The sequence below is a fragment of the Streptomyces sp. CA189 genome (genome assembly GCF_056428985.1).
In genome coordinates this window covers 19,279-31,454 of record NZ_JBWJVM010000023.1, presented here as the reverse complement: position 1 = coordinate 31,454, position 12,176 = coordinate 19,279, and the positions used below count along the sequence as shown (strand labels likewise).

10 protein-coding genes and 2 tRNA genes are annotated in these 12,176 nt (G+C 71.1%); 4 read left to right on the top strand and 8 right to left on the bottom strand.

Annotated features, from left to right (window positions below; translation table 11 throughout):
* Positions 1-69: 69 nt before the first annotated feature.
* Positions 70-486, top strand: a complete 417-nt coding sequence (locus AC061S_RS19155; protein ID WP_478687174.1) for a Fur family transcriptional regulator — start codon at positions 70-72, stop codon at positions 484-486.
* 147 nt (positions 487-633) lie between these two features.
* On the opposite strand, the gene AC061S_RS19150 is transcribed toward AC061S_RS19155, so the two are convergent.
* The 4 genes from AC061S_RS19150 to AC061S_RS19135 form a co-directional block, all read right to left on the bottom strand.
* Positions 634-707, bottom strand: a tRNA-Met gene (locus AC061S_RS19150).
* A gap of 80 nt (positions 708-787) precedes the next feature.
* A complete protein-coding gene (locus tag AC061S_RS19145) occupies positions 788-2,716 on the bottom strand; it encodes a tetratricopeptide repeat protein (RefSeq protein WP_478687173.1) in 1,929 nt (642 codons plus the stop codon).
* A gap of 202 nt (positions 2,717-2,918) precedes the next feature.
* Positions 2,919-2,992 (bottom strand) — tRNA-Met (locus tag AC061S_RS19140).
* A gap of 44 nt (positions 2,993-3,036) precedes the next feature.
* Entirely contained in the window at positions 3,037-5,925 is a 2,889-nt protein-coding gene (locus AC061S_RS19135; RefSeq protein ID WP_478687227.1) for a UPF0182 family membrane protein, read from the bottom strand.
* Between the two features lie 155 nt (positions 5,926-6,080).
* Between AC061S_RS19135 and AC061S_RS19130 the strand changes: the two genes are divergently transcribed.
* Positions 6,081-6,644, top strand: a complete 564-nt coding sequence (locus tag AC061S_RS19130; RefSeq protein WP_478687172.1) for a PPA1309 family protein — start codon at positions 6,081-6,083, stop codon at positions 6,642-6,644.
* Between the two features lie 52 nt (positions 6,645-6,696).
* Here the strand turns inward: AC061S_RS19130 and AC061S_RS19125 are convergent, their stop codons facing one another.
* From AC061S_RS19125 to AC061S_RS19110, 4 genes are all read right to left on the bottom strand, one after another.
* The gene (locus AC061S_RS19125) at positions 6,697-7,785 is read right to left on the bottom strand and encodes a YlbL family protein (RefSeq protein ID WP_478687171.1); all 1,089 of its coding nucleotides are present in this window, start codon (positions 7,783-7,785) and stop codon (positions 6,697-6,699) included.
* A gap of 70 nt (positions 7,786-7,855) precedes the next feature.
* Positions 7,856-8,062, bottom strand: a complete 207-nt coding sequence (locus AC061S_RS19120; protein ID WP_478687170.1) for a hypothetical protein — start codon at positions 8,060-8,062, stop codon at positions 7,856-7,858.
* A 128-nt stretch (positions 8,063-8,190) separates the two neighbouring features.
* Positions 8,191-8,652 (bottom strand): molybdenum cofactor biosynthesis protein MoaE, encoded by a 462-nt coding sequence (locus AC061S_RS19115; RefSeq protein WP_478687169.1) that lies wholly within the window; start codon positions 8,650-8,652, stop codon positions 8,191-8,193.
* A 217-nt stretch (positions 8,653-8,869) separates the two neighbouring features.
* Positions 8,870-10,009, bottom strand: coding sequence for an SDR family oxidoreductase (locus AC061S_RS19110; protein WP_478687226.1), 1,140 nt, complete (start codon positions 10,007-10,009; stop codon positions 8,870-8,872).
* Between the two features lie 230 nt (positions 10,010-10,239).
* On the opposite strand from AC061S_RS19110, the gene AC061S_RS19105 reads away from it, so the two are divergent.
* Positions 10,240-11,643, top strand: a complete 1,404-nt coding sequence (locus AC061S_RS19105; protein WP_478687168.1) for a zinc-dependent metalloprotease — start codon at positions 10,240-10,242, stop codon at positions 11,641-11,643.
* Positions 11,640-12,164: an NUDIX hydrolase gene (locus tag AC061S_RS19100; RefSeq protein WP_478687167.1), complete on the top strand. Its 525-nt coding sequence runs from the start codon at positions 11,640-11,642 to the stop codon at positions 12,162-12,164. Before AC061S_RS19105 ends, AC061S_RS19100 begins: the two co-directional genes overlap by 4 nt.
* Positions 12,165-12,176 lie beyond the last annotated feature (12 nt).

Sequence of the window (12,176 nt, the reverse complement as noted above, 5' to 3'; positions counted from 1 at the left end):
CAAGTCGACATCCAAGTCGAAACAGATTCGGGAGTTACACCGAATCCCCTCGCTGTTAGGCTGGCGTGCATGAGTGACCTGCTGGATCGACTTCGCGGACGCGGATGGCGCATGACCGCACAGCGGCGCGTCGTGGCCGAGGTGCTCGACGGTGACCACGTTCACCTGACGGCCGACGAGGTACACGCGCGCGCCGTGGACAGGCTGCCGGAGATCTCCCGCGCGACCGTCTACAACACCCTGGGCGAGCTCGTCACCCTGGGCGAGGTCCTGGAGGTTTCCACGGACCGGCGCGCCAAGCGGTACGACCCGAACGCCCACCGCCCCCACCAGCACCTGGTGTGCGCGCAGTGCGGGGCGATCCGCGACGTGCACCCGGCGGGCAACCCGCTGGCCGACCTGCCGGACACGGAGCGTTTCGGCTTCGTGGTGTCGACGGTCGAGGTCACGTACCGCGGGGTGTGCCCGAACTGCGCCGGGGCCTGAGGAACGAAGACACGAAGAAGGCCCGGGAGCTCATGGAGCTCCCGGGCCTTCTCCTTTCCCGGCCTCTCGACTTCTCGGCTTCTCTACTTCGCCTTCAGAAACGACTGAAGGCCCGGATCCAGGGGATCCGGGCCTTCGAGCCTTCAGTAGCGGGGACAGGATTTGAACCTGCGACCTCTGGGTTATGAGCCCAGCGAGCTACCGAGCTGCTCCACCCCGCGTCGGTAAACCTGACTGTACGCGAGCACGGCGAGCAGATGCAAATCGGTTAACGGCTCGGCTCCGGCAGCCGTCCGCACCCTTACGCGGACAGTTCCTCCGCCAGGGCTTCGCGCAGCCGGGCCGCCCGCTCGGAGACCTCCGCGGGGCCCAGTTCCATGGCGCGCACGCACCACTTCTGACCCTCCGCCAGGTCTCCCTGCCGGGCCGCGAGCAGTCCCAGCCGCAGCGCCGCCCGCCCGTGTCCGGCCACCGCCGCCCGGGTCCACCACAGCGCCGCCTCGGGCTCGTTGCCCTCGCGCGCCAGCAGCAGCCCCAGGTTGAACGCGCCGTTGCGCGAGCCGGCCTCCGCCGCCTCCCGGTACCACCGCGCCGCGGCCCCCAGCTCGCCCCGCGCGGCGGCCAGCATGCCGACCCGGACCTGCGCCCGCCGGTGCCCCAGCTCCGCGGCCCGCTCGTACCACTCCTCGCTCTCGGTGCGCGCGGCTCCGCCCACCGGTTCGCCCAGGGCCACCGGCTCGGGCGGCGGGGCCAGCGACTCCAGCAGCGCGGCCAGCCGGAAGGCGGCCTCCGCGCTGCCGCCGCCGGCCGCGCAGCGCAGGTGGCGTTCCGCCGCCCGCTCCTCGCCGTCGCGGACCAGCGCGATGCCCACCTGGAGCGCCGCGTCGGTGTGTCCCGCCGAGGCCGCACGCTCGTACCACTTCAGGGCCGTGCGGTCCTCGTCCCGGCTGGCGAAGAGGATCCCGAGGTTGAAGGCGGCGTCCACGCTCCCCGCCTCCGCCGCCTTCGAGAACCACGGCTCCGCGCCCTCCGCGTCACCGCCCTGCAGCAGCAGGATGGCCAGCGCGTTGGCCGCCTCGCGGTGCCCCGCGTACGCGGCGCGCCGGTACCACTGCTCGGCCGGTCCGGTCCGCTCTTGGGCGGCGCAGAGCAGCGCGAGGTTGTACGCCCCGTTCTGGTCGCCCGCGTCCATCGCGGCCCGGTACCACTTCTCCGCCGTCTGGGTCTCGCCGCGCGCGGCGTGCAGTGCGCCCAGCGCGTTCGCCGCGTTGCCGTCGCCGTCCTGAGCGGCCCGCAGCCACCACGTGGCCGCGTTCTCCTCGTCGCCGGCGTCGCGCAGCAGGAAGCCGAGCGCGCAGGCCGCGCGCGCCTCGCCCTGCTTGGCGGAGGTCAGGTACCAGCGCCCGGCCTCCTTCAGCTCCCCGCGCGCCTCCAGCAGCGCGCCCAGATGCAGCCCGGCGCGCCGGTGCCCGCGCGCGGCGGCCTGCCGGTACCACTGCTCGGCCTCGGCCGGGTCGCCCTTCCTCAGGTGCCGGGCCAGCCGGTACGCGGCCTCGCGGTGCCCCTGCTCGGCGGCAGCGCGGAACCACCGCTCGACGCCCTTGTCCCCGCGGTGCTCCAGCAGGTCGGCGAGGCCGTAGGCCCCCAGGGCATGGCCGGATTCCGCCGCCTGGCGCATCCAGTACTCGGCGGCGGGCTCGTCGCCCCGCTCGCGGTAGTGGCGGCCCAGGGCGTGTGCGGCGGGGGCGGATCCGGCCACGGCGGCCACGCGCCACCAGCCGGCGGCCTCTTCGGGGTAGCCGCGCTGGTGCAGCAGTACGCCCAGGTTGTTGGCGGCCGCGCGGTCGCCCGCCCCGGTCGCCCCGCGCAGGTACGGCTCGGCTCCCGCGAGGTCGCCGCGGCGCAGCAGGAGCGCCCCGAGTACGCTCATCGCGCCCGGGTCACCCTTGTCGGCGGCGACCCGGTGCCGGGCCTCCAGCGCGGCGTCGCTGGCCGCGTCGGTCAGCGCGAAGACCGCGTCGTCGAACAACGCATCGACTGACACGTCCGACACGTCCGACACGTCCGGCGTGGCCGGCGCCGCGGCCGTGGTCCGTACCGGCCGCGTGGTCATCGCGGTCCGCACGTCAACGGCCTGAGCCGCCCCATCGGCCTCCGCATCCGATTCGGAGTCCGCCCTCACAAACCGCCCTGTCTCCAGCAGAGTTGACCTGTCCCCCATAAATCCCATCGTCGCATCACCTGCTACCCGCGTACACCTGGTATGTCGCAGTCAGTGAGGTCACTACAGCGTTTTGTCGACATGCCCACAGAGAGACAAGTCAAACACGCTCACACCCCAACTCACCCACCCCAGTGACCCCGCGTCGGCGAAAAACTCGATCGGGCATGACGAAGGCCCGGATCCATCGGATCCGGGCCTTCGTCTTCAGTAGCGGGGACAGGATTTGAACCTGCGACCTCTGGGTTATGAGCCCAGCGAGCTACCGAGCTGCTCCACCCCGCGTCGGTAAACCAACAGTAGCATGACGCGGGGTTGAACCATTACCGCTATCCGCTGGGCGTCGGGGTGGGCGCGGGCGCCGCCACCTTCGCCTCGGCCTCGATGGCCCGCTTCAGCGCGGCCTGGAGGTCGCCCTGGGCCTTTCCGTACGCCGCCCAGTCGCCGGCCTTGAGCGCCTTGTCGGCGTCCTCGACCGCCCTCTGCGCATCCGCGAGGGCCGCCTTGACCGTCGGGTCCTGGCTGGTCGGCGGCGGGGTGGTGGTCCCGTCGCCCGGCGGGGTCGTCGGCGGGGTGGTCGGCGACTCGGCCCCGAACACCACGTTCAGCGCCTTCTCCAGCGTGTCCTCGAAGGCCGTCTGGTCCCCGTAGGTCACCAGGACCTTCTTCAGCAGCGGGTACTTGAGGCCGCCACCGCGCACGTACACCGGCTCGACGTAGAGCATTCCCTTGTCGAGCGGGACCGTGAGCAGGTTGCCGTACTCCACCTGGGAATCGCCCCGGCTCAGGATGTTGATCTCCTGGGCGATCTCCGGCTTGGAGTTGAATCTCGCCTGCACGAGCTTCGGGCCGTCCACCGGGTTCTGGGTCGGCAGCTTCAGCAGCTGGATCTTCCCGTAGTCGGCGGTCGTGGGATCGGCGTTGACCGCCATGAAGGCGCTCAGGTTGTCCCTGCCGTTCGGCGTGAGCGTCGTGGTGAGGGAGAAGGCCTGGTTGGGGTCCTTCTGGCCCGGCATCTTCATGGAGAGGTAGTACGGCGGAACCGCCGTCCCCGCCTTGGTGGTCGGGTCGTCCGGGACCGCCCAGACCTCGCTGCCGCTGAGGAAGGTCTGCGGGTCCGTGACGTGGTAGCGGGTCAGCAGCTCACGCTGGACCTTGAAGAGGTCCTGCGGGTAGCGCAGGTGCTCCATCAGGGTCGGCGAGATGTCCTTCTTGTCCTTCACCGTGCCGGGGAAGGCCTTCATCCACGTCTTGAGGACCGGGTCCTTGGTGTCCCACTGGTACAGCTTCACCGTGCCGTCGTAGGCGTCGACGGTGGCCTTCACCGAGTTCCGGATGTAGTTGACCTGGTTCTCCTGCGCGACCACGGCGCGCTGGGAGTTGGTCAGCGAGTCCGCCGTCGTGTCCCCGAGCTGGGTGCGGGACGCGTAGGGGTAGCCGTTGGTGGTGGTGTAGGCGTCCACGATCCACTGGACCCGGCCGTCGATCACCGCGGGGTACACGGCTCCGTCGATCGTCAGCCACGGGGCGACCGCCTCGACCCGGGCCTTGGGCGTGCGGTTGTAGAGGATCTTCGACTTGTCGTCGATGGCGCCGGAGTAGAGGATCTGCGGCTCGCTGAAGGCCAGGGCGTACGCCGCGCGGTTGACCGGGTTGCCCAGGCTCACCCCGCTGTCGCCCTGGTAGGTGGTCTCCTTCTCGCCCTCGTCGTTGGCGTAGTCGAGCTCCTTCTGCGGTCCGCCGACGATCGAGTACTGCTTCGTCTGCTCGCCGTAGTAGATCCGCTGCTCGTACGTCCCGAGGTCGCCCTTCGCCGGCAGGCCCGACTCGGTGAACAGGGGCTGCCCGCCCGGGGCCACCTCGGTGCCCTTGGCCGCGACCACGCCGTATCCGTGGGTGTAACGGAAGTGGTCGTTGATCCAGTTGTTCTTCGGGATGCCCGCGAGGTTGATCTCACGGAGCCCGATGACCGTGTCCTGGCCCTTGTACCGGTCGACCGCCAGCGTGGCCGGGAAACCGTAGTAGCCCTTGTTCTGCTGGAGCTGCTGGAAGGCCGGGGACACGATGTTCGGGTCGAGCAGGCGGATGCTCGCCGTGGTGTTGGCGTCCTGGCGGAGCTTCTTCTTGTCCGCCTTGGGGTCCGGCAGGCCCGGGTAGTCCGTGACCGAGGCGTCGGCGACCCCGTAGGCGTCGCGCGTCGCCTTGATGTTCTTCTGGACGTACGGCGATTCCTTGGCCTGCTCGTTCGGCTGGACCTGGAACTTCTGCACGATCGCCGGGTACAGCCCGCCGATCAGGATCGCCGAGAGCACCATCAGGCCGAAGCCGATGACCGGGAGCTGCCAGGTGCGGCGCCACAGCGTCGCGAAGAACAGCAGCGCGCAGATCGCGGCGATGGCGACGAGGATCGTCTTGGCCGGCAGGTACGCGTTGGCGTCGACGTAGCGCAGGCCGGTCCAGTTGTCCGCGGCCTTGAAGTCGCTGGACTTCACGGCGAGGCCGTACCGGTCGAAGAAGTACGCGACCGCCTTGAGCGTGACGAAGAGGCCGAGCAGCACCGACAGGTGGCCGGTCGCCGCGGCGGTGGCCCGCGCACCCGGGCTGGTGACGCGCAGTCCCCCGTAGAGGTAGTGCACGACGGCTGCGGCGATCACCGAGAGCACGACGGCGGCGAAGCCGAAGCCGAGCAGGAACCGGTACCAGGGCAGGTCGAAGGTGTAGAACGACACGTCCAGGCTGAACTGGGGGTCCTTCTGTCCGAAGGGCACCCCGTTCACGTACATCAGCCAGGTCTTCCACTGGCCCGCCGCCGAGGCGCCCGCGATCAGGCCGACCAGTGCGGAGATGCCGAGCAGCAGCCACTTGCGGTACGGCGCGACGGTCATCCGGTAGCGGTCGAGGCTCTGCTGCTCCAGCGACATCGCGCTGAGCGGCGGCCGCAGCCGGTGGGCCAGCCAGATGTTCAGCCCGACGGCACCCGCCATCAGCAGGCCGAAGACGGCGAAGAGGCCTACCTTGGTCCACAGGGTGGTGGTGAAGACGGTGGAGTAGTCGACGGAGCGGAACCAGAGCCAGTCCGTCCAGAACCCGGCGAACATGATGAACGCCATGGCCAGGACGGCCAGCACGCCCAAGGTCATCAGAAGAGTCCGGGCGCGCCGGGACGGGCGGCCGACTCTCATCCGTGGCCCGGAGGGGCCTCCGCCGCGGTCCGGCATCTGGAAAGCCAAGGTGCGCACCTCGAAAGTCGCTGTGTGTAAGTGATGCTGAGATTTTTCAAAGCATGGGCCCCCGATCGTAGAGCCCACTCATGCAACTTACTGAGGCTTTAGTCAGTTCCCGGTATCCGGGGGAAAGCAGGCAGGATGTTGCCATGTCCAACCTTTCGCCGTCCCCCGGCACCCCTATGGCGGCAAGCCCGCTGACCCGTGCGGTCCTCGAAATCGACGAGTACGCCTCCACCCTCGGCTGGGACAAGCCCGCCCGGCTCTTCGCCCTGGTCGACACGGCCAAGCTGCGCAAGGAAGCGCCGGGCGTCGCCCGCCAGCTCGGCCTCGACCAGGACGACACGGGCAAGAACCAGCTCACCCCGATCGAGCAGGACGAGGTGCCTGCCGGGACCCCGCTGGACAAGTTCCTGGGAACCATCGCCTGGCCCCCGTCGATCCTCGGCTGCGCGCTGACGGTGGAGCGGCTGATGCTGCCGCCGTCGGCGGAGTCCTCCGTACCCGAGGGGCTCAGCGACAAGCAGCTCGCCAAGTGGGTCGCCGCCCACCCGGACCGGCAGGAGGTACGGCTGACCGTGGGCGTCCTGCGCAACGGATCGCGGGAGTCGGCCGTACGGCTGCGGGACAAGGACTCGGCGAACGAGGTGCTGACCGGCGCGACGCTGGTGCCGGGGCTCGCCGAGGCGCTGGCCGCGACCTTCCTCGACTAGCAGGTGGGGGCGGCTGGGCCGGCCGGGCCGGCCCGGCCGCCGAAGAACACGGTCAGGGCTTGGCGCACTGCGTCAGCCCGGCCGTGTCCCCCTTGCTGATCTTCTCCAGCGACTTCACGGCGTCGTCGATGGTGGAGACCTTCACGAGCGTCAGCCCGTCGGGCACGTCGAGCGCGGCGGAGGCGCAGTTCTCGGCGGGCGTCAGGAAGTACTGGGCGCCGGCCTGGCGGGCGCCGATGGTCTTCATCTGGATGCCGCCGATCGGGCCGACCTTGCCCGCGTCGTCGATGGTGCCGGTGCCGGCGATGAACTTGCCGCCGGTCAGGTTCCCCGGGCTGAGCTTGTCGACGATGCCGAGCGCGAACATCAGGCCGGCGCTGGGGCCGCCGACGTCGGCGAGCTTGATGTCGATGGTGAACGGGAAGGTGTGGTCGGTGCCGGCCCGGATGCCGACGATGGCGTGACCGTCGCCCTCCGCCTTGCCCGCGATGATCGTGACCTTCGTCGTGGCGGTGGGCTCGCGCTGGGCCTTCTCGGCCTCGGCGGCCTCGGCGGCGGGCACGATCGTGAACTCGACCGGCTCGCCGGGCTTGTGCTTGGTGACCAGCTTGGCCACGTCCTCGGGAGCCTTGACGGGCGTCCCGTCCACGGCCTTGATGACGTCTCCGGCGTGCAGCTTGCCCTCGGAGGGGCTGCCCTTGACCACGGAGGCGACGATCACGCGGGCGGCGACCGGGATGCCGAGCTGCTTGAGGGCGGCCACCTTGGCGCTCTCCTGCGACTGGCTGAACTCCTCGGCGTTCTCCTGCGTGGACTCCTGCTCCGTCTTGCCGTCCGGGTACAGGTTCTCGTGCGGCACGACGATGTTGTCGCCCGCCGCCCAGCCGTACACGGCCTCCAGCAGGTTCATGTCGTAGTCCGCGCCGGTGACGCGGACCGTCGTCATGTTCAGGTGCCCGGTGGTCGGGTAGGTCTTGTGCCCCGAGATGTTCAGGACGGGCTCGCCGTGCGAGTCCCCGAGCGTGTTCACGGTCGGGCCCGGGCTCATCTCGGAGTACGGGGCCTTCATGAACACTCCCGCGCAGAGCAGCGCGAAGAGCATGAGGGTGGAGGCGAGCATCGTCGCAGTGCGGCGTGGCATGGATCGACAGTACGTGACGGCCCTGACGAGCGGCCCCCGGGGCCGGTCCGTACGGGGGCCCGGCACCGCGTCAGACGGAGTCGACCGTGTCCTTCTTGTGGTGCGCGTCCGCCTTCGCGGCACTCGGTTCGTTCTGGCCCATGACCTCACGGAACCTCGCGTAGCCGGCGAGCTCGGATATGTCGCCGGCCGTGCGGTCGCGTGCCGCCCAGCTGCCCCATATCGCCGCTCCGATCGCGGCGAACAGTGGAATCAGCAACCACGCCAAAGACGCCATGGGCGTGTCTCCCTACCCCGAAGTACATGTTGTTGGTGGCTTCAACGCTGCTGCCCGGGAGGGGGTTACGCAAATCGAGGGCGTGTTGCGCGTCCGAACGGGGCAATCGGCGGGCCCCGGCCCCTGCCTCAGCAGGCGCCGACCCACTCCTCCGTGCCGTCCGCGAAAGTCTGGTGCTTCCAGATCGGGACCTCGTGCTTGAGATCGTCGATCAGCATCCGGCAGGCCTCGAAGGCCTCGCCGCGGTGCGGGCAGGACACGGCGACGATCACCGCGAGGTCGCCGACGGCCAGGTCGCCGATGCGGTGCACGGCGGCGAGTGCGCGGACCGGGTACTTCTCCACGACGCGCTCGGCGACGCGGCGCATCTCCGCCTCGGCCGAGGGGTGGCAGGAGTAGCCGAGCTGGTCGACGTCCGCCCCGCTGTCGTGATCGCGCACGGTGCCGACGAAGAGCGTCGTCCCGCCCGTCGCATCGTCGCCGACGGCCTGGAAGACCTCGTCGATCGAGAGCGGGGTCTCACGGATCTCGAGCAGCCGGATCGGGTCCGGAGCGGCGTGCTCGCCGGGGTGATCGAAGTGCGGTGCCATACCCTCCATCGTGCCCTAGCCGTCGACCTGGCGGAATAGCAGTTTCACCATGTCCCCACGGGCCGGCTTGGGAGCCTCCTACAGAAACCTCCTGGTCACGGCGCAGGCCGATCCCCGGCCACATCCAGCCCCGCCGGCGTTTGAGGCGCGGGGCTCCGGGGGCGGCGCCCCCGGCAACGGCGCCGCACCGGAACGGCGGGCCCGACCCCGCCCGGAGTCAGATGCCCCGGCGCCGGCGCGCGGCGCGGATCGCGGCGGCGGCGCCGAGCAGCGCGACCGTCGCACCCGCGGCCCCCGCCGCGGTGGCGTCCTTGCGCCCCAGCCGGCGCCCCGCGACGGTGTGCCGCCCCGCGACCTCCTGGAGCAGCTCCGCCAGCACCTCCTCGTTGGTCCAGCGCGGCCGCCAGCCCGCCGCGTGCAGCCCGCTGACGCTGACCACCCACGGGTGCATCGTGTACGCGAGGTCCCCGGCCGGGGACGGGGTGAGGCCGATCCGGTGCAGTCGGGCCGCCGCGCCCAGGGCCACGGCCGACGGGAGCTCCATGCGGCGGATGCCGCTCAGCTCCTCGACCTCCTCTTGTTCGAGCCAGCCCTCGCAGCCGACCGCCAGCTCTCCCTCGACCTTCTCCAGGGCCGCGTACTCCAGCGCGCTGACCAGGTCCTCGACGTGGCAGAACTGCCAGGTCGGCCGGGAGCCGGCCACCACGAGCAGCCTCGGCGACTCGAAGTACCGGGTCAGCGCGGTGTCCGTGCCGCCGACCAGTACCGCCGGGCGGACCACGGTGACGTTCAGGCCGGGGTGCGCGCGCGGCGCCCGGCGGCCCAGCCGCTCGATCTCCAGCAGGTCGCCGACGCCGGTCGCCTCGGCGGTCGCCCGCAGCTCGGCGTCCTCGGAGAGCGGGATGTCGTTGTCCGGCAGGGCCCCGTAGACCATGGCCGAGGTGCAGAGCACGACCCGGTGCACTCCGGCCGCCGCGGCGGCGGTGAGCACGGTCTGGGTCCCCCGCACGTTGTACGCCGTACGGGCCGCCGGGTCCGTCTCCAGGTCGAGGTCGAGGGCGAGGTGCACCACGACGTCCGCGCCGCGCAGTTTCTCCGCGATCGCGGGGTCCCGTACGTCCAGGAGGTGCCACTGCGCGTCGGTGCAGTCCCCGCGCCGCTCGTCGATCGCGACGACCTGCTTGACCTCCTCGGACGCGGCCAGCCTGGTCACCAGCGCCGCCCCGACCCCGGAGGCGGCGCCGGTCACGGCGATCACGGGGCCTCGGCGCGCGGAACCGCCCGGGTTTCGCGTCCGGCGAACGCCCGGGGCGTCCTCGCCGTGCTCAGGGCGGTCTTCCGGGCCCTGTTCGTCCAAAGCGTGCGGATCTGGGGAACTCACCAGGCGTCTCCAGCGGTTGTCTTCAGTAGGGACGCGCCGTGACGCGGACCCACCAGTTGATGTCCATCCTGCCGCAGCCCAGGAGTCAGCGGAGCACCGAGCCCGGAAGCGGGTCTGGTGTCTACGCTGGGTGGTGTTGTCGAAGCACTGTTGTCGAACCATTGCCCGCCGGCTCCCGCCGGCGGCCCTACGAGCCGAGGAAACCCGTGAGCGACACCCCATTCGGATTCGGCCTTCCGCCCGAGGAGCCGGACAACGGCGACGAGGGCAAGAAGAAGGGCAACCAGGGCGGCCAGAGCGGCCCGAATCCGTTCGGGTTCGGCACGGGCCTGCCCGGCGGCTCCGGCGGTCCGGGCGACGCCGACAACCCCTTCGCCGCCATGTTCGGTTCCATGAACCCGAACGACCTCGGCGCCGCCTTCCAGCAGCTCGGCCAGATGCTGAGCTACGAGGGCGGTCCGGTCAACTGGGACATGGCCAAGGACATCGCCCGCCAGACCGTGGCCCAGGGCACCGCGGACGGGGTCAAGGACGCCAGCGTGGGCATCGCCGAGAAGTCGGCGGTCGAGGAGGCCGTGCGCCTCGCCGACCACTGGCTCGACGACGTCACCTCGCTCCCGTCGGGCGCCGCCACGGCCGTGGCGTGGAGCCGCGCCGAATGGGTCGAGGCGACCCTGCCGGTGTGGAAGGAGCTCGTGGACCCGGTCGCCGAGCGCGTCGGCGCGGCCATGGGCGGCGTCCTGCCCGAGGAGATGCAGGCCATGGCGGGCCCGCTGCTCGGCATGATGCGCTCCATGGGCGGGGCCATGTTCGGCCAGCAGATCGGCCAGGCCGTGGGCACCCTCGCGGGCGAGGTCGTGGGCTCGACGGACGTCGGGCTCCCGCTGGGCCCGGCCGGCAAGGCCGCCCTGCTGCCGCTGAACATCGAGAGCTTCGGCAAGGACCTGGGCGTCTCCTCCGACGAGGTACGGCTGTACCTGGCCCTGCGCGAGGCCGCCCACGCGCGGCTCTTCGCGCACGTGCCGTGGCTGCGCTCGCACCTCTTCGGCGCGGTCGAGGGGTACGCGCGGGGCATCAAGGTCGACACCTCGAAGCTGGAGGACGTGGTCGGCCAGCTCGACCCGTCGAACCCGGAGCAGCTTCAGGAAGCCCTCCAGGGCGGCATGTTCCAGCCGCAGGACACCCCCGAGCAGAAGGCCGCGCTGGCCCGTCTGGAGACGGCGCTCGCGCTGGTCGAGGGCTGGGTGGACGCGGTCGTGCACGAGGCCGCCAAGCCCCGGCTGACCTCGGCGGACGCCATGCGCGAGACCATGCGCCGACGGCGCGCCTCGGGCGGCCCGGCGGAGCAGACCTTCGCCACGCTGATCGGGCTGGAGCTGCGGCCGCGCCGGCTGCGCGACGCCTCGCGGCTGTGGGCCTCGCTCACGGACGCGCGCGGCGTGGACGGGCGCGACGGGCTGTGGGAGCACCCGGACATGCTGCCGACCGCTTCCGACCTGGACGACCCGGACGGGTTCGTGCACCGCGAGCAGCTGGACTTCTCCGAGATCGACAAGATGCTGGGCGAGGCCGCCCAGAAGCGCGAGCAGGACGGCGACGACGAGAAGTGAGCCTGCACGAAGACGCCGTCCTCGTCCTCAAGCGCTACGAGGGCCAGCCCGAACTGCGCGACGTCTACCTGGAGCACCTCGCGGCCCATCCGGACGGGGTCTACAAGCCCTGCCGGGCGGGCCACGTCACCGGCAGCGCGCTGGTGATCGACCCGGAGCGGGAGCGCGTCCTGCTGACCCTGCACAAGAAGCTGGGCATGTGGCTCCAGATGGGCGGGCACTGCGAGCCGGGTGACGCCACCCTCGCCGACGCGGCCATACGCGAGGCCCGCGAGGAGTCCGGCATCAGCGCCGGGCTGACCCTGCTGCCCGGTGGCCCGGTGCGCCTGGACCGGCATCCGATCCCGGCGCCGTGCAACTGGCACCTGGACGTGCAGTACGCGGTGCTGGCGCCCGCGGGGGCGGTCGAAGCGATCAGTGACGAGTCGCTGGACCTGCACTGGTTCTCGTACGCGGAGGTGGCGGAGGTGGCCGACACCTCGGTGGTGCGGCTGCTGGAGGCGACCCTCGCGCGGCTCTGAGCCGGCGGACAC